Origin of the sequence: Kitasatospora sp. NPDC097691, assembly GCF_040302665.1 — a bacterium.
In the GTDB taxonomy this organism is placed as follows: Bacteria; Actinomycetota; Actinomycetes; order Streptomycetales; family Streptomycetaceae; genus Kitasatospora.
In genome coordinates this window covers 1-16,397 of sequence record NZ_JBEORY010000037.1, presented here as the reverse complement: position 1 = coordinate 16,397, position 16,397 = coordinate 1, and the positions used below count along the sequence as shown (strand labels likewise).

The following is a 16,397-nucleotide window of genomic DNA, read 5'->3' as shown; positions in this document are numbered from 1 at the left end:
TAGTCGGACACGCAGTCGGACGGGTGGACGGAGTGGACATAGCGAGGATAGCTCATAGTTAGACAAGCTAATAGTGAGATTCCCTCTATTCCCGTCGGACCCGAGCCACGCGGCCGACCGCCCGAGCCACGCGGCCGACCGCCCGAGCCGCGCGACCGACCGCCCGGGACATCGGCGTCAGTCGGTGCGGTAGGTGCGCGCCGCCTTCGAGGAGAGGCCGCCCAGCCCGCCCGGCGGCAGCATCCGGGCGATCGCCACCGCGACCTTGTAGCGCTTGCCCGGCACCGACAACGACCGGCCGCGGGCCAGGTCGCGCATCGCCTCGTCCACCACCCGCTCGGCGGAGAGCCAGGACCAGGACGGGATGTTGCCGGTGCCCATGCCGGCCCGCTCGTGGAACTCCGTCCGGGTGAAGCCCGGGCACAGCGCCATCATCCGCACGCCCGTGCCGCCCAGGTCGCGCAGCACGCCCTGGGTGAAGCTGACCACCCAGGCCTTGCTCGCCCCGTAGGTGCCGCGCGGCAGGAAGGCCGCCACCGAGGCGACGTTGACGACGGCGCCCCGGCGGCGCTCGCGCATCCCGGGCAGGGCGGCCGTGGTCAGCCTCAGGATCGCCTCGATGTGCACCTTCACCATGTCCAGCTCGTCCTGCAGCGGGACGGCCCCGAACGCGCCCTTGTTGCCGAAGCCGGCGTTGTTGACCAGAAGGTCCACCGGGCGGGCGGAGTCGGCGAGCCGCGCCTCGACGGCACCGATCCCCTCGTCGGTCGCGAGGTCGGCGGTCAGCACCTCCACCTCGATGCCGTACGTCCCGTGCAGGTCGGCGGCGGCACGCTCCAGGCGCCCGGTGTCGCGCGCCACCAGGACGAGCTGGTAGCCGCTACGGGCGAGCCGGCGCGCGAACGCGGCTCCGATGCCGGCGGTCGCGCCGGTGATCAAGGCTGTGGTCATGCCCCCGACCGTACCGACTCGCCGCAGTCGAGCCCACACCGAGTGCAACATCCCAGCTCACAGGGTTGCGCATGCAGCTGTCCGATCGTGCACGTAGTGTCGGAAAGGGCACCGCCCGACCGGACGGTGAAAGCCAGACGAGGAGGCACATCTGATGCTTACTCAGTTCCGGACCGAAACCGCCTCGGCGTCACGCAGCGCGACGTCGTCCGAGGCCGACACCCTAGCCAGCCTGATGGTGGAGGACGAGGCCGTCGTGTCCGACGCGCCCACGTACCTGCCCGAGGCCGCTGGTGCCGCCCTGCTGCTCGGTCTCCTGCTGCTCTCGCCGAAGGGCCCCAAGGAGAAGCCGACCCGGTAGCCCGGCAACCCGGGCCCCGTGCCCACACCCAGCCTCTTGAGGAGGACACCTTCACCATGCCGTTCGCCGAGACCTCACTCCGTGACGAGTACGCCGCGGCGGTCGAGCGAGTGGCGGGTCGCACCCTCGACGCCCTCCGGGACGGCGGGGGTGCGGCCGCGCTCACGGACCCCGACACCGCCGCACCCCGCCCCCTGCTGGCCGCCGTACGGATCCTGGGCGCCGACCTGTTCGCCCCGCAACTGTTCGCCGGGGCCGAACCCGACCCCGCCACCGCCGCACTCCTGGCCGAGGCGCGACGCGCGCTCCCGGCGCCGGTACCCGCCTCCGAGGACACCGCACTGGTGATCGCGTGGCAGGACTGGGCGGCCGGCCGGCTGCTCGCCCGCACGCCGTACGGCGACGGTGCACAGCCGACCTCCCCGCACTCTTCGGCCTCGCCCTCCGCTCCCTCCTCGACGCCGCTGCTCGACTCGACCCCGCCCTCGGCCTCGCCCTCCCCGCTGCCCGACCGCGCTGAGCTCGGCTGGCGGGTCTGGGCGGGGCGGATGGCGCAGCTGTCCGTCCTCACGCTGCCCGGGCTGGACAGCCCGGTGCACGACGCCGCCCGCGCGGGCACCCTGGACCTCGCCCGCGGCACCGTCCGTGCCATGCTGCGGCGCGACCCCGCCACCGCCGTCCGGCTCGTCCGCTGGCTCGCCTGGGCCCACGCCGACGGCCGACCGGTGCGGCTGGAGATCGAACCGATCCTGGACCGGATCCGACTGGTCACCGACGACACCTCCCGTGCCGGCCTCGAACTCGCCATCGCCCACGCCTTGTCGAACGGGGCTCCGAGATGACCGACACCCAGGTGCTCGCCACCGCCCAACAGCTCGGCTCCCGCGCGCTGGCCTGGCTGCACGCCGGCTACCAGGGCGGCTACGGCAGGCTGGCCGACAACACCGTCATCGACCTCGCCGAACCGAACGACGTCTACAAGCCGCTCTGCGAAGTCGCCCTGGCCTCCTCCCTGGTGCTGCGCGACGGCGTCACCGGCCCGCACGACGCCGCGCTCGCACGCGAACTCCTCGACGCCGCCTGGTCCCAGCTGCGCGACGGCGACCTGCTGTACGAGCGCCAGCTCCGGCACGTCACCGTCATCGACCCGCTGGAGACCTACGGCCACTTCGCCCGCGTCGGCTACCGTCACGCCCCGCTGGAGGAACTGCTCAACTCCATCGGGCGGCTTCGCGCCGTCCACGCCGTCGAGATCCCGGGCAACCGCCGGCTCGCCCTGGCCAACGCCCGACGGATCGCCGGGCTCGAACACCAGCCGGACTGGACCGCACTCGCCGGGAACACCTGGCTCGGCGCCCTCCCCGAGCCCTGGACGATCGCCTGGGTGATCGGGTACCACGTCACCCACACCGTCTTCCACCTCACCGACTGGGGCGCCCGCCCCGACTGCCTCCCCGAGCCGATGCGCGACTACCTGCACGACTGGCTACCGGTCTGGCTCGACATCTGGCTGGAGATCGAGCAGTGGGACCTCGCCGGCGAGCTGCTCATCGTCGACTCGTGCATCGGCGAGCCGGTCACCGGCCGGGCCGGCTGGGAGGCACTGGCCGCGGCCCAGCAGCCGGACGGCCTGATCCCCTGCGAGGGATCGATGCCCGACTACGACGACCCGGAGGACGCCTTCCGCGACCACGGACACACCGCCGTGGTCGGGGTGGTCGCCGCCACCGTCGCCCTCTCCCGCGCCCTCGGCGGCACACCGGTGACCGCGTGAGCGGACTGGAGCCCGCGATCGCCGCGGCGGTCCGGGCCGCCGCGCCGTACGCGACCGCCATCACGGTCGCCGTCACACGTGGGGACCGGGAGGAGGTCCGGTGCCACGGCCGCCTGGCTCGGGAGGCCGACGCGCCGCCGTGCACACCGGATACCGTCTTCGAACTCGGCTCCGTCAGCAAGACGTTCACCGCGCTGCTGCTCGCCGGGATGGCCGCGTCCGGCGAACTCGCCCTGGCCGACCCGGTGGAGAGACACCTGCCGGCCGGCTGGCGTCCGGCGACGGTGCGTTCGCATTCGCGTTCGCGTTCGCGTTCAGGGTCGCGGCCCCAGTCGCAGTCGTGGTCGCAGTCGCAGTCGTGGTCGCAGTCGCAGTCGTGGTCGCGGTCGGGGTCGCCTGAAACCATCCGGTTGCTCCACCTGGCCACCCACACCTCGGGCCTGCCCCGGCTGCCGCCGGGACTTCTCGCCGGCGCGGTACCGACCTGGCTCAGCAATCCGTACGCCGCCTTCGGCGACCAGCAGTTGAGGGACGGCCTGGCCCGAACGACGGTTCGCTGCGAGCCCGGTAGCCGTTACGGGTACTCCAACTACGGGGTCGGTCTGCTCGGCAGGCTGCTCGCCGAGGCGGGCGGGCTGCCGTACGAGGAGCTGCTCGCCGATCGGGTCTGCAAGCCACTGGGTCTGCGCGCCACGACCTGCGCCCCGGACGCCCTGCACCCGGCCATCGGCTACCACCGCGGACGGGCGCTCCCGCCGTGGCGCATCCCCGGGCTGCCGGGCGCAGGCGCCGTACGGTCCTCCGGGGCCGACCTGTTGCACTACCTGCGATGCCATCTCCCCGGCAGGGACGGCAGTTTGAATGCCGCCCTGCGGGACGTCCAGCAGCTCCGACTGCGGCTGCCACATTCGGATGACCGGCTCGGCCTGGTCTGGACGAACCGCCGCTCGGGCGGCCGGGACCTCTACTTCCACTCCGGTGGCACCCGAGGCTTCACCGCGTTCGTGGGGTTCGCGCCGGCGGACTCGGCCGCCGTCGCCGTCCTGGCCAACACCGCACCGGCGCTTGACGGGCGCCTCGTTCAGGCGGCGTACGAGGTGCTGCGGACGGCGGCCGGCTGCCGGACGGGGCACTGACGAACCACCGACCCGGGACCGCGACCGGTCGGCGTCCCTAGACCGCCACCGCCTTGGCGCGGTCGGCGGCGATGCGCACGGCCAGGCCGGCGAGAACGGTGCCCATCACGTAGCGCTGGACCCGCAGCCAGGCCGGGCGACGGTTGAGGAAGGTCGCGATGCTGCCCGCGCTCATCGCGATCAGGCCGTTGACGGTGATCGCGATCGCGATCTGGATCAGGCCCAGCAACAGGGACTGCAGGGCGACGTGACCCCGCTCCGGCGCCACGAACTGGGGCAGCAGCGAGATGTACATGATGGCGATCTTGGGGTTGAGCAGGCAGGTCAGGAAGCCCATCGTGAAGAGGCGGCGCGGCGGGTCCGGCGGCAGCTGCTGCGGGGCGAAGACCGCCGTGCCGCCGGGCTTGACCGCCTTCCAGGCCAGCCAGAGCAGGTAGCCGGCGCCGGCCAGCTTGATCGCGGTGTAGAGGGCGGGCACCACCGAGAACACCGCGGCCACCCCCGCCGTCACCGCGATGAGGTAGACCAGGAAGCCGGCGCCGACCCCCACCAGCGAGATCAGCCCGGCGCGGCGGCCCTGCGCTATCGAGCGTGAGACCAGGTAGATCATGTTCGGCCCCGGCGACAGCACCATGCCCAGCGCCACGGCGGCGATCCCGAGCACGGCGTGGCCGTCCACGGCGGTTGTCAACGCGTCCATGCAGGGAGGCTAGGACGGGTGGTCGGCTCGATGCAATGATGACTTTGCGCTCGGTGCAATGCGCCCGGGGCGGGCACGGCACACGGGTACGGCCGCCCACTGGCACGGCACACGGGTCACGGCCCAGGGGGTACGGCACGCAGGCACAGCTACACGGGCGCAGCACACGGGCACGGCACACGGGAGGCCAGCCACCGATGGACGACTACCGCCTGATCGCCGACCGGGTCGCCGCCGACATCGCCGACGGGCGGCTGCGGCCGGGACAGCAGCTGCCCACCCAGCGTGCCTTCGCCCGCAGCCGGGGCATCGCCGCCTCGACGGCGGGGCGGGTCTACCGGGAACTGGCCCGACGCGGGCTGACCGTCGGGGAGGTCGGACGAGGAACATTCGTGCGGGCCGGGCGGGGGACGGACGGCGGACGGGTCGCGCTCGCCGAGCCCGCCACCGGCCCCCTGGACCTGGAGCTCAACTACCCCGTCGTCCCCGGACAGGCCGAGCTGCTGGCGGGCGGACTCGCGCCGCTGCTCCGCGCGGACGCGCTCGGGGACGCCTTGCGGCCGATCGGCGCGGCCGGGACGGGCGCAGCCCGGCGGGCCCTCGCCGGCCTGCTGTCGACCGGTTCCTGGGAGGTCGACCCCGCGGACCTGCTGTTCGCGGGCAACGGGCGGCAGGCCATCGCGGGGGCGCTCTCCGCGCTGGTGCCGCCCGGGCAGCGCCTGGGGGTGGAGGCGCTCACGTATCCGGTGGTCAAGGCGGTGGCGGAGCGGCTGGGCATCAGGCTGGTGCCGCTGGCCATGGACGAGGACGGACTGCTGCCGGACGCGGTCGCGGCCGCCCACCGGGCCGCGCCGCTGCGTGCCGTCTACGTGCAGCCCCGGTTGCAGAACCCGCTCGGCACGAGCCTGCCGCGCGAGCGGGCGACGGCGCTCGCGGAGGAGCTGCGACGGCTCGACCTGCCGGTGGTCGAGGACGCCATCTGGTCGTTCCTGCGGCCCGAACTGACACCGCTGGCCGCGCTGGTGCCCGAGCGCACCGTTCTGGTGGACAGTCTCTCCAAGCGGCTGGCCCCCGGGCTGACCTGCGGGTTCGCGGTCGTCCCCGCCGTGCTGCGGGATCGGGTGGCGGGCGCGCTGCGCTCGGGCGGGTGGACGCCGAGCGGGTTCGCGCTGGAGGCGGCGGTGCGCTGGATCGGGGACGGCGCACTGGCCGCGGTCGAGGCGGCGAAGCGGGCCGACGCGACGGCCCGGCAGCTGCTGGCGCGCGAGGTGCTGACGGGGCAGCGGCTGCGGGCCGACCCGTGCTCGTACTACCTGTGGTGGGAGCTGCCGGGGGCCTGGCGAGCGGAGGCCTTCGTCGCGGCGGCGGCGCGCGCCGGGATCTCGGTCACGCCCGCGACGGCGTTCGCCGTGGATCCGCGGCGCTCTCCGTCCGCCGTCAGGGTCGGACTCGCCTCGCCGCCGCTGCCGGTCCTGGCGCGGGCGCTGGAGACGCTGGTGCGGATCGCGGCGGAGGGCGGGGGGACGGGTGACGGTGTGACGGCCTGGCGGGGTGACGGTGTAGCGGCCCGGCGGGGTGACGGGTGACAGCGAACAGCTGACAGATTTCGAAATCTGTCGTCTGTCAGCTGTCGCCTGTCAGCTGTTACCCGTCACCAGCCGCCCGTCACCCGGCAGGCGTCAGCCGTCAGCTGCCCGAGCCGCTGTGGTTCCCCCGGGCCGCCGTGTCCGCCGCACCCCCGGCGCCGACGGCACGCCGGCGGCTCGCGGCGGTGGCGGCGAGCTGAGGGGCGAGCCGGGCGACGTCGCGGGAGCCGACCACCGCGATCAGGCTCGGCAGCAGCCAGCGGACCGGTTGCATCCCGCGCAGCCAGGCCTGGGCGTAGACGTGGGCGGACCGGCGGGCGATCCCGGCGACGATCCGGTCCACCGCGGGCTCCAGCGGGTACGTCTTGTTCGCCGGCCACGGCAGGCGTGTCCGCATCTGCTTCAGCACGGTGTCCTCGTCGGCCCCGCGCACCATGTCGGTGTCGGTCCAGCTCAGGTACCCGACGCCGACCTTCACCCCCTGATAGGCGACCTCGCCGCGGATCGAGTGGGCGAAGGCCTCCACCCCGGACTTGCTGGCGCAGTACGCGCTCATCAGCGGCGCCGGCGTCAGCGCGGCGAGCGAGGCGATCTGCAGCAGGTAGCCGTGGCTCTCGATGAGCGCCGGCAGGAACGCCCGCGCGGTGGCGACACTGCCGAGCAGGTTCACCTCGATGACCCGGCTGAACGCCCGGTGGTCGCTGTCCGTCAGCGGTCCGCCGATGGCGATCCCGGCGTTGGCGACGACGGTGTCGATCCGCCCGTAGTGCTCCTTGATCCGACGGGCGGTGTCGTCGAGGGCGTCGAGGTCGGTGACGTCCACGTCCCAGCTGGTCGCGTGCGGCCCGCACTGGGCGGCGACGGCCTTCAGCTCCTCCGGCTCCAGCCCCAGCAGGGCGACCTTGGCCCCGCGCCGGGCGAGCTTGCGGGCCAGCGACGCACCGACCCCGCGGGCGGCCCCGGTCACGACGACGACCTGCGCGGACAACGGCGGGATGGCGTTCATGCGACGGTGGTCCTCTCGTCGGTGGGGTCAGCGGTGGCGACAACGGCCGAAGCGGGCGTGCTGTCGGCGGGCGTGGTGTCGGCGGGCGCGCCGACCAGGTACTCGGCGGCCAGGTACTCGGCGGCCATCCGGTGGATCTCGGCGGCGACCTCTGCCGGGCGTTCCAGCGGCGACATGTGTCCGACTCCGGGAAGCAGCAACAGCCCCTGCGGATCCTTGAGTTCGACGATCATCCGGTGCGCGTGCACCGGCGGAGTCAGCCGGTCGTTCGTACCGACCACGACCGCGGTGGGCGCGGTGAGCCGGGCGAGCCCGGAGCGGACGTCCAGCCGGTCGAGCACCGCGGCCCAGTTGGCGCGGACCGCGGTCGGGCAGGCGTGCACGATCCGGGCCGTCGCCTCGACCTGACCGGCGGGCGAACTCGGGCCCATGGTCGCGTACTTGAGCGCCACCCGGCTGACCGGCGAGACCGGTCCGAGCGGCATCCGGGAGCGCAGCAGTTGCCGGTGCAGGAAGCGGCGCAGGCCCGGGGAGCGTACGCCCGGGGGAAGGACGGTGAGTTCGGCCACCAGCTCGCTCGGCCCGGTGGAGATCAGGACGGCGGCGGCGGTGCGCTCGGCGACCCCGGGGCGACCGCCGGCGGCCATGATGGTCATGCCGCCCATGCTGTGCCCGGCCAGGACGGCCCGCTCCCCCGCGGGGACGGTCCGGGCCAGCACGGCGGACAGGTCCTCGGCGAGCGCCCGGGTCGAGTAGCGGGCCCGGCTCGGCGGGATCTCGCTGTTCCCGTGGCCGCGCTGGTCGTAGGCCACCACCCGGTAGCGGTCCGAGAGTTCACGGATCACCGGGGCCCAGAAGGCGGTCGAGCAGGTCCAGCCGTGTGCCAGCACCACGGTGGGCGCGCCGGGTTGGCCGTGCACCTCGACGTGCAGCCGGATGCCGTCGGCCGAGCGGACGGTCAACTCCTCAACCGGCATGGGGTGTTCGTACTCAGCTGGCAGGACGACGGCGCTCACGCGGAGACCTCCTGCACGGTACGGGCGGCGGCCGGCGCCGCGCGCATGATCAGCTCGTACTCGCCGAGGTCCACCTTGCGGGTGGCGCGACGGAAGGAGGCGGTGGAGCCGGGCCAGAGCACGGTGTTCCTGCCGCTCGGGTCGAGGTACCAGCTGCGACAGCCGCCGGTGGTCCAGACCGTGCGGTCCATCCGGTGCTGCAGTTCGAGGTTCCACTGGCGCTGGGCGCGCACGGTCGGCTGCATCGCGGCGGCGCCGATCGAGCCGAGCGTGGTCAACGCGTCGATCATGTAGTTCAGTTGGGACTCGATCATGAGGATCATCGAGCTGTTGCCGAGGCCGGTGTTGGGCCCGATGACGAAGAAGAGGTTCGGGAAGCCGCGCACGGTCGAGCCGCGCAGCGCCTCCATGCCGTCCTTCCACTCCTCGGCCAGGCTGGTGCCGTCGACGCCGAACACTCGGGCGCCGATGGGCATGTCGGTGACGTGGAAGCCGGTGCCGAAGACGATGGCGTCCACCTCGTGCTCACTGCCGTCGGCCGCGACCAGCGTGGAGCCGCGCACCTCGCGCAGGCCGGAGGCGACGACCTCGGTGTTGGCGGCGGCGAGCGCCGGGTAGTAGGTGTTGCTGAGCAGGATGCGCTTGCAGCCGATCCGGTAGTCCGGGGTGAGCTTGGCGCGCAGGGACGGGTCCGGGACACCCTGCGCGATGTGGCGTTCGGCGAGCTGCTGGACCATGCGCAGCAGTCCGGGGCGGCGGACGAAGGCGTCGACCTGGAGCTCGCGGAGGGCGAACAGGGTGCCGCGGCGGATCTTCGCGGTGACCGGCAGGCGGCCGTGCAGCCACTTCTCCAGCTGGGTGATCTCGCGGTCGCGGCGCGGCAGGACCCAGGCCGGGGTGCGCTGGAAGACGGTCAGCTTGCCGACCTCGGGCTGGATCGACGGGATGATCTGGGCGGCGGAGGCGCCGGTGCCGACCATGGCGACGCGCTTGCCGGCCAGGTCGAAGTCGTGGTCCCAGCGGGATGAGTGGAACACCTTGCCGGTGAAGCCGCTCAGTCCGGGCAGATCGGGGATCTGCGGGTCGGCGAGCGGTCCGGCGGCGGAGACGACGGCGTCGGCGGTCCACTGCCCGGCCGAGGTGGTGATCCGCCAGCGGGTCTCGTCGTTCTCCCAACGCGCCTCCAGCACCTCGGTGTTGAACCGCAGGTGGGGCCGGAGCCCGAAGACGGTGGCGACCTTCTCCAGGTAGGCGCGGATGTCCGGCTGTCCGGAGAAGCTGCGCGGCCAGTCGGGGTTGGGGGCGAAGGAGAAGGAGTAGAGGTGCGAGGGCACGTCGCATGCGCAGCCGGGGTAGCTGTTGTCGCGCCACGTGCCGCCGACGGAGTCCGCGCGCTCCAGGACCACGAAGTCGGTGATCCCGGCGCGGCGCAGCCGGACCGCGGCACCGAGGCCGCCGAAGCCTGAGCCGATCACCGCCACCCGGACGTGCGGTACGGCCTCCTCCGCCGCGCGGGCCTCGGTCGCGGACGACGCTTCGGGCGTGCGGGGCGCGCCGGGCGCTCCGTCGACGCCGGACGCGCCGGAGCGGGGGCGCTTGCTGCTGGATGCCATGCGGCCTCCTCCTGAGGGTGGGGCGGTGATCGTCGCGCTCTCCGGGGGCCTGCCCCGGAACCCTGTCAATCGCGCCAGTAATCACTGGCATGATGGGCAGGGTAGCCCTTGCTGACACCGGATGGAAGAAGCGCGACGACACCGATCCCGGGAGCCTTCCGAGCCGACGGACCTATGCTGATCGCCGTGGACAAGGTCAGAGCTGCTGCGGGCGACAGAAAACGCGAGTACCGGGTGGAGGAACTGGCCGAAGCGGCCGGCATCACCACCCGCACCCTGCGCTTCTACCGTGAGCGCAAACTGCTCCAGGCACCCCGCAAGGAGGGCCGGATCGCCTGGTACGGCGAAGAGCACCTGGCCCGGCTGCGGATGATCGGCGAACTGCTGGAACGCGGCCACACCCTCGGCGGGATCGCCGAACTGATCGGCGCCGGCGAGAGCGGGCGGGACGTCGCGGACCTGATCGGCCTGGAAGCGGCGATCGTCGCGCCGTGGTCGGACGAGACCCCGGTGCGCCTCGACTGGGAGGAACTCAAGGCCGCCTTCGGGGACCAGCTCACCGAGGAGAACACCGCCGAGTCGATCGAGCAGGGCTACATCACCGTCGAGGAGGACGGGATCACCCACGTCAGCCGTCGACTGATGGACGCCACCACCGAGCTGGTAGCGGAGGGCGTGCCGCTCTCGGCGGTACTGGAGGCCAGCCGACGCACCCGGGAGCACGTGGACGCCATCGCCGAGATCTTCATCGAGGTGGTCACCGAGCACCTGCTCAGCGCACTGGCCGCCGACACCCCGCTGCCGCCCGGAGAGGCCGTCCGGCTCACCGAGCGCATCCTGCGGGTGCGGCCGCTGGCCCGCACCGTCGCCGATGCCCAGTTCGCCCTCGCGATGGACCGCCGGGTGCACGCCGAGTACGACGAACTCCTGCGCCAACGCCGGGAGAACGGCTCCGAGACGTGACAGGACGCTGCGTCTCCGGGACGTGCCGGGCGCTGCGGCTCCGGGGCGTGACAGGCCGCTGCGACTCCGGGGCGTGACCGGACCGCTGCGGTCGGAGGCGTAAGCGGGTGGCCGCGCGGGCAGGGATTCCCGCGCCCCGCCCGCCTGTTGGAGGTGCCACAATGCCCAGACCCCTCAGCCGCCGCGCCGTGCTCGGCCTCGCCGCCGGGCTCGCCCCGGGCCTGGCGCTCACCGCCTGCGGACCCGACTCCCCCACCCCGAAGGCCGCTTCCCCCGGCAGCGGCGGCACCCGGACCGTCCGGCACGCGCGCGGCGAGAGCACCGTGCCCGCACGGGCCGAGCGGGTCGTGGTGCTGGACACGGACGCCCTGGACTCGGCGGTCACCCTCGGCCTCGCCCCGGTCGGCGCCACCACCGTCAGCGCGGGCGCGCCGTTCCCGAGCTACCTCCCCGCCGATCGGCTGGCCGGGACGAAGGCCGTCGGCACGATCGGCCAGCCGAGCCTGGAGGCGATCGCGGCGCTGCGGCCGGACCTCATCCTCAGCAACCAGGTCCGCGACGACAAGCGGTACGACGAACTGTCCAAGATCGCGCCGACCGTCCTCTCCAAGACCACCGGCCCGACCTGGAAGGAGAACGTCCGGCTGCACGCCGACGCGTTGGGCCGCCAGGCCGAGGCCGCGGCGGCGGACGCGGCCTACCAGGCGAAGCTGCGGGACCTGGTGACCGCACTCGGCGGGCCGGCCGGAGCCGGAGCCACCCGGGTCGAGATGGCCCGCTTCCTGGCGGGCGCGCCGACCAGGCTGTACCTCAACGACACCTTCGTCGGCTCGCTGTTCAAGGACCTCGGGCTCGGCCGACCCGCCAACCAGGACAAGCCCGGCTTCTCGATGGAGATCAGCCCCGAACAGGTGGACCAGGCGGCGGCCGACGCCATCTTCTACTCGGTGTACGGGGACGCGACCAAGTCCGATCAGGGGAAGATCACCGAGGGCGCGCTGTGGAAGAACCTGGACGCCGTCCGCAAAGGGCGGGTGTTCCGGGTGGACGACAACCTGTGGATGCTCGGGATCGGGTACACCGGGGCCGGTCTGATCCTGGACGAGATCCGCAAGGACCTGGCACCGGCGGGCGGGTGACGGGCTCCGGGTCCCGCCGGGCGGCCACCGGACGACGGCGAACAGCTGACGGATGACAGATGACGGATAACAGATGACAGATGTTGAAATCTGTCATCCGTCCGCTGTGATCTGTCACCCGCCCGCAGTCATCTGTCCCCGCCCTCGTCGTCGTCCGTCACGCCCGGTGCCAGAGCCGGCGACGGGAAGACCCGGCGCGCCTCGCCGCCGGACCACCAGACACCGATCGCGAAGACGGCCGTCGCCTCCAGCAGACCGGCTCGGTCGAGGCCGCCGCAGTGCACGGGCACGCAGTCCATCGAGACCACCAGGTCGGCGACCAGTGCGGCGGCGGCCGGGTCGTCTGCGCAGTACGGGACGCCGAGCGGCGCGCCGCCCTCGAAGGCCGGCCGCGACAGGGTCCAGATGCTCTCGTGGCAGATCCCGAACGCCTTGGCCACCCGGGCCGCCGGAGCCGTGGCGGCGAGCCGCGCGGCAACGGAGTCCGCGGTGCCCGCCGTGGTCAGGTGGGGGCCTCCCGCGCCCGGGGCCATCGGTACGGTGCAGTCCAGGAGGGTCCGCCCGGCCAGGTCGGCCGCCAGCGGCCCGACCACCGGCACCGCCGCATCGGCCGGCACCGCGAGCAGCACGGCCTCGCCGAACCGTGCCGCCTGCGCCAGGTCGCCGCCCTCCGACGCGCCCATCCCGGCGGCCAGTTGGCGAGCCGCCTCCGGGTCGCGCCCGCCCACGAGCACCTCGTGCCCGGCCCGCACCCAGGCCCCGCCGAGGGCCGCCGCCATGGCGCCCGTCCCGAGAATGCCGATCCTCATGTCAACTCCTCACCGTCGTCGCCGGACCACAGCCGGCGCGAACTGCCTTGCCGGCACGCTAGACGGGCCGATGCACACCGCCCGGTAGGCATCGGTTCGGGCAGGATGGCCGCATGGACACCACGAGCCGCCGCAGCGACGGGATCGACGAGCGGGAGAGCGACGAGGACGACGAGGTCACGGGCGGTGTGGAGGTCACGGGTGGCGAGGACGGCGACGACCTGGGCGGGGCCGTCTTCGCCGCCGACTGCCGTGCCCGGCTGGCCTTCGAGGTGATCGCCAACCGCTGGGACAGCGTGGTGGTCCACGTCCTCGGCGAGCGGGGCCCGATGCGCCCGCGGGCGCTGCTCGACCGGATCGGCGGGATCAGCCCGAAGGTGCTCAACGAGGCATTGCGGCGGCTCGAGTACAACGGCCTGGTGGAGCACCGCCGTTACGCCGAGGCGCCGCCGCGGGTCGACTACGCCCTCACCCGGGCGGGCACGGCCCTGCTCGGCCCGATCCGCGCACTCGGCGCCTGGGCCGCCGAACACGGCGACGCCGTCCTCGCCTCCCAGGAGTCGCACGGCGCACGCCGTGTCTGACGTGGCGCCATCAGGAGTCGTACGACGCACGCAGCAGCTGACGTCACGTCACATCACGTGAACGCGGCGGGGGCGACGGTGGTCCGCACACCGTCGCCCCCGCCGCCTACGACCCGACCGGCCGGCACCCACGGCCCGGCAGGGCCTCGTGCGGACGCGTCCTCGGGCTCGGGCCGGCCGACTCGGGCCCGAGGACGGTTCGGTCGCCCCGGGTCAGTTGACGTTGACCGCGGTCCAGGTGGCGGCGACCGCGTTGTACTCCGTGCCGCCCGAGCCGTACAGGTCCGCCGCCGCGCTGAGGGTGGCCGCACGGGCGCCCGCGTAGTCGGTGGTGGACGTGAAGTACGTGGTCAGCGCCTTGTACCAGATCTGCGCCGCCTTGTCCCGGCCGATGCCGGCGAGCGTCGAGTTGTCGTACGTCGGGCTGTTGTAGTCGAACCCGTTGATGCTCTTCGCGCCACTGCCCTCGGACAGCAGGTAGAAGAAGTGGTTCGCCACGCCGGACGAGAAGTGCACGTCCAGGTTGCCCACGTCGGCCGACCAGTAGTCGGCGGAGCTCCCGTCCTTGCTCGGCTGGTCCATGTAGCGCAGCGGCTTTCCGTCACCGTTGATGTTGATCAGCTCGCCGATCCAGTAGTTCGGCGGGTTCGAGGGCAGGTTGGCGGACCACTCGACCATCGTGCCCATGATGTCCGAGGTGGCCTCGTTGAGGCCGCCGGACTCTCCCGAGTAGTTCAGGTTGGCGGTGGCCGAGGTGACACCGTGGGTCATCTCGTGGCCGGCCACGTCCAGCTCGGTCAGCGGGGCGGAGTTGTTGTTGCCGTCACCGTACGACATGCAGAAGCAGTCGTCGTCCCAGTACGCGTTCACGTAGTTGGAGCCGTAGTGCACCCGGCTGAGGGCGCCGACACCGTCGTTCTTGATGCCGCTGCGGCCGAAGGTGTTCTTGTAGAAGTCCCAGGTGGTGGCGGCACCGAACTGGGCGTCCACGGCGGCGGATTCGCGGTTTCCGGCGGTGCCGTCACCGAAGCTGTTGCTGGTGTTGGCGAACAACGAGCCGCTGCCCGAGGTGCCGTTGCCCATGTCGGTGGTGGACTGGCCGCCGCGGGTCTCGTCCTTGAGCTGGTACTGCCCGCCGCTCTCCGCGGTGGTCAGCGGGACCTGGCCGACGAACACGCCCTTGCCGGTGCCGGCGGCGGTCTGGACCTTCTCGTGGGTGGAGAGCACCCGACCGCTCGCCGCGTCGGTGACCAGGACCTGCCTGCTCGGCGTACCGTCGGCGCGCACGCCCTCGACGGTGGTGCGGTAGGCGAGGCGGGGGCTTCCGTCAGTGGCCCAGACCACCAGCTGGGGCTGGCCCGTCTGGTGGACGTCGGCCAGCGGGGACTGGTCGGCGTCGAGGGTCGCCCCGACGGTGGCCTTGACCGCACCGGTGGCCTGCGCGGCGGCCTGGTCGGCCGGGACCTCCGGGGTCACGCTCGGCAGGTCGATCCTGGCGGCGACCGCCTTGGAGACCGACTTCACGACACCGTCGGCCTTCTGGTGGACGACCAGGTCGCCGCCGATCACCGGCAGGCCGGCGTAGGTGCGCTCGAAGCGCAGGTGGCGGGTGCCGTTCTTGTCCACCACGGCGTCCTTGGCGACCAGTTGCTCCTTGGCGCCGAGGCCGAGCGCCTTGGCGAGCGGGCCGGCCTGGCTGCTCGCCACCGCGAGCACGGTGGCCTGCTGCCGGGCGGCCTGGGCCTGCGGCGGGTCGGCGGGGACGGCCTGGGCGGCGGTGCTCGTCTGGATCACACCGGTCAGCAGGGCGGTGGCCGAGAGTACGGCGACAGCCGCGAGCTTTCGCTTCACGTACGAGTCCTTCCGGGATACCGCGTCTGGGCGCGGTCGCACCACGTCCCGGGGGCCGGGGTCGGCACCTGTGGGGCGGAACGGGCGCTGACGTGCTGAGATCCCGTGCAGTCGAGCGGCTCGCCACCAAGGGGTGGGGGTGGGGGCTACCGCTGGGGGATGACCAGAAGCATGACAACCCATCAGACGAAATGACAGGTCCACTTCAAGGGTTGGCCAGGTCCCGCCATCGGGTGAAGAGAGTTCAGTCGACGGTCGAACCGGGGCATTCCACCGCAACGCGCATGCCGTTCCCGTCCGAACCATGTCCGACCGTCAGCGCCGACGGCCGTCCGCCCGCCGAACCGACGTTCGGCGAGCGAATCCGGTCGACCGGCAATCGACTTTTACATCTGTGTAGAAGTTTCCACAAGCCCCGCGGCGCCGAGCTGGCGAGGTTCCGCCACCCCTCACCCTTGCCCGACCCGCCCGGGGCTGCTAGTGCGCCCCCTTCGCCGCTACTGGAAGCGCCACTCCTGCGCGGTGTTGCCGGGCGTGCAGGCCACCATGGTGATCGCGTTGCCCAGGCCGTTGTCCGTCATGCAGACCGAGTTCATGTAGTCGGCCAGCGTGTACGAGCCCGCGGTGGAGCCGTTGCGGACGGTCCAGTTGGTGAGGAAGCTGAACCCGCTGCTCAACACCACCCTCCCGTCCGTGGTCTGGACGAGCTGCGGGCCGCCGTTGTTGCAGGCGTTGAAGAGGATCCACGAACCGGGGTTGGTCGAGCGCACCCAGCCGAACTGCGTGGCGCCGCCGAGCACGATCGGGTTGTCGCCGTTCAGGTTGTCGTTGCTCATCCCGATCGGGCGCTGGTGCTTCACGCTGACGATGGTGCTCCAGCTGTTGCCGCCGCAGGACGCGGGGCGGCT

The 16,397-nt window shown here is 72.7% G+C and carries 16 protein-coding genes; 8 read left to right on the top strand and 8 right to left on the bottom strand.

Features of this window, described 5'->3' with window-relative positions:
• Positions 1 to 177: 177 nt before the first annotated feature.
• The gene (locus ABTY56_RS24175; protein WP_350631132.1) at positions 178 to 951 is read right to left on the bottom strand and encodes an SDR family NAD(P)-dependent oxidoreductase; all 774 of its coding nucleotides are present in this window, start codon (positions 949 to 951) and stop codon (positions 178 to 180) included.
• A 154-nt stretch (positions 952 to 1,105) separates the two neighbouring features.
• Here ABTY56_RS24175 and ABTY56_RS24170 point away from each other — a divergent pair, with 154 nt between their 5' ends.
• The 4 genes from ABTY56_RS24170 to ABTY56_RS24155 are packed head-to-tail and all read left to right on the top strand — an operon-like array spanning position 1,106 to position 4,222.
• Complete coding sequence (locus ABTY56_RS24170; RefSeq protein WP_350631130.1) at positions 1,106 to 1,312, top strand: hypothetical protein; 207 nt, start codon at positions 1,106 to 1,108, stop codon at positions 1,310 to 1,312.
• A 56-nt stretch (positions 1,313 to 1,368) separates the two neighbouring features.
• On the top strand, positions 1,369 to 2,154 hold the full coding sequence (locus tag ABTY56_RS24165; RefSeq protein WP_350631129.1) for a hypothetical protein: 786 nt from the start codon (positions 1,369 to 1,371) through the stop codon (positions 2,152 to 2,154).
• On the top strand, positions 2,151 to 3,086 hold the full coding sequence (locus tag ABTY56_RS24160) for a DUF6895 family protein (protein ID WP_350631128.1): 936 nt from the start codon (positions 2,151 to 2,153) through the stop codon (positions 3,084 to 3,086). The genes ABTY56_RS24165 and ABTY56_RS24160 overlap by 4 nt, the downstream gene beginning before the upstream one ends.
• Positions 3,083 to 4,222, top strand: coding sequence for a serine hydrolase domain-containing protein (locus tag ABTY56_RS24155; RefSeq protein WP_350631127.1), 1,140 nt, complete (start codon positions 3,083 to 3,085; stop codon positions 4,220 to 4,222). The genes ABTY56_RS24160 and ABTY56_RS24155 overlap by 4 nt, the downstream gene beginning before the upstream one ends.
• Positions 4,223 to 4,259: 37 nt before the next feature.
• Here the strand turns inward: ABTY56_RS24155 and ABTY56_RS24150 are convergent, their stop codons facing one another.
• Positions 4,260 to 4,922 carry a LysE family translocator gene (locus tag ABTY56_RS24150; protein ID WP_350631125.1) on the bottom strand — a complete coding sequence of 221 codons (663 nt, stop codon included), beginning with the start codon at positions 4,920 to 4,922 and terminating at the stop codon, positions 4,260 to 4,262.
• Between the two features lie 197 nt (positions 4,923 to 5,119).
• Here ABTY56_RS24150 and ABTY56_RS24145 point away from each other — a divergent pair, with 197 nt between their 5' ends.
• Positions 5,120 to 6,508 carry an aminotransferase-like domain-containing protein gene (locus ABTY56_RS24145; RefSeq protein ID WP_350631123.1) on the top strand — a complete coding sequence of 463 codons (1,389 nt, stop codon included), beginning with the start codon at positions 5,120 to 5,122 and terminating at the stop codon, positions 6,506 to 6,508.
• Positions 6,509 to 6,608: 100 nt separating this feature from the next.
• Here the strand turns inward: ABTY56_RS24145 and ABTY56_RS24140 are convergent, their stop codons facing one another.
• Genes ABTY56_RS24140 through ABTY56_RS24130 form a run of 3 tightly spaced genes read right to left on the bottom strand, consistent with a single transcriptional unit; the run spans position 6,609 to position 10,143 of the window.
• A complete protein-coding gene (locus tag ABTY56_RS24140) occupies positions 6,609 to 7,514 on the bottom strand; it encodes an SDR family oxidoreductase (RefSeq protein WP_350631122.1) in 906 nt (301 codons plus the stop codon).
• Positions 7,511 to 8,491 (bottom strand): alpha/beta fold hydrolase, encoded by a 981-nt coding sequence (locus ABTY56_RS24135; RefSeq protein ID WP_350631120.1) that lies wholly within the window; start codon positions 8,489 to 8,491, stop codon positions 7,511 to 7,513. The genes ABTY56_RS24140 and ABTY56_RS24135 overlap by 4 nt, the downstream gene beginning before the upstream one ends.
• 35 nt (positions 8,492 to 8,526) lie before the next feature.
• On the bottom strand, positions 8,527 to 10,143 hold the full coding sequence (locus tag ABTY56_RS24130) for a flavin-containing monooxygenase (RefSeq protein WP_350631119.1): 1,617 nt from the start codon (positions 10,141 to 10,143) through the stop codon (positions 8,527 to 8,529).
• Between the two features lie 174 nt (positions 10,144 to 10,317).
• Between ABTY56_RS24130 and ABTY56_RS24125 the strand changes: the two genes are divergently transcribed.
• Together ABTY56_RS24125 and ABTY56_RS24120 are read left to right on the top strand one after the other, a co-directional pair.
• On the top strand, positions 10,318 to 11,106 hold the full coding sequence (locus ABTY56_RS24125; protein ID WP_502893175.1) for a MerR family transcriptional regulator: 789 nt from the start codon (positions 10,318 to 10,320) through the stop codon (positions 11,104 to 11,106).
• Between the two features lie 161 nt (positions 11,107 to 11,267).
• On the top strand, positions 11,268 to 12,245 hold the full coding sequence (locus ABTY56_RS24120) for an ABC transporter substrate-binding protein (protein WP_350631115.1): 978 nt from the start codon (positions 11,268 to 11,270) through the stop codon (positions 12,243 to 12,245).
• Positions 12,246 to 12,373: 128 nt separating this feature from the next.
• On the opposite strand, the gene ABTY56_RS24115 is transcribed toward ABTY56_RS24120, so the two are convergent.
• Complete coding sequence (locus ABTY56_RS24115; protein ID WP_350631113.1) at positions 12,374 to 13,054, bottom strand: NADPH-dependent F420 reductase; 681 nt, start codon at positions 13,052 to 13,054, stop codon at positions 12,374 to 12,376.
• 221 nt (positions 13,055 to 13,275) lie between these two features.
• On the opposite strand from ABTY56_RS24115, the gene ABTY56_RS24110 reads away from it, so the two are divergent.
• Positions 13,276 to 13,638 carry a winged helix-turn-helix transcriptional regulator gene (locus ABTY56_RS24110; protein ID WP_350631185.1) on the top strand — a complete coding sequence of 121 codons (363 nt, stop codon included), beginning with the start codon at positions 13,276 to 13,278 and terminating at the stop codon, positions 13,636 to 13,638.
• Positions 13,639 to 13,851: 213 nt separating this feature from the next.
• Here ABTY56_RS24110 and ABTY56_RS24105 read toward each other — a convergent pair whose 3' ends face one another.
• Together ABTY56_RS24105 and ABTY56_RS24100 are read right to left on the bottom strand one after the other, a co-directional pair.
• Positions 13,852 to 15,489: a M4 family metallopeptidase gene (locus ABTY56_RS24105; protein WP_350631111.1), complete on the bottom strand. Its 1,638-nt coding sequence runs from the start codon at positions 15,487 to 15,489 to the stop codon at positions 13,852 to 13,854.
• 497 nt (positions 15,490 to 15,986) lie between these two features.
• Positions 15,987 to 16,397, bottom strand: a 411-nt coding sequence (locus tag ABTY56_RS24100) for a hypothetical protein (RefSeq protein ID WP_350631109.1), incomplete at its 5' end; no start/stop codon positions are given.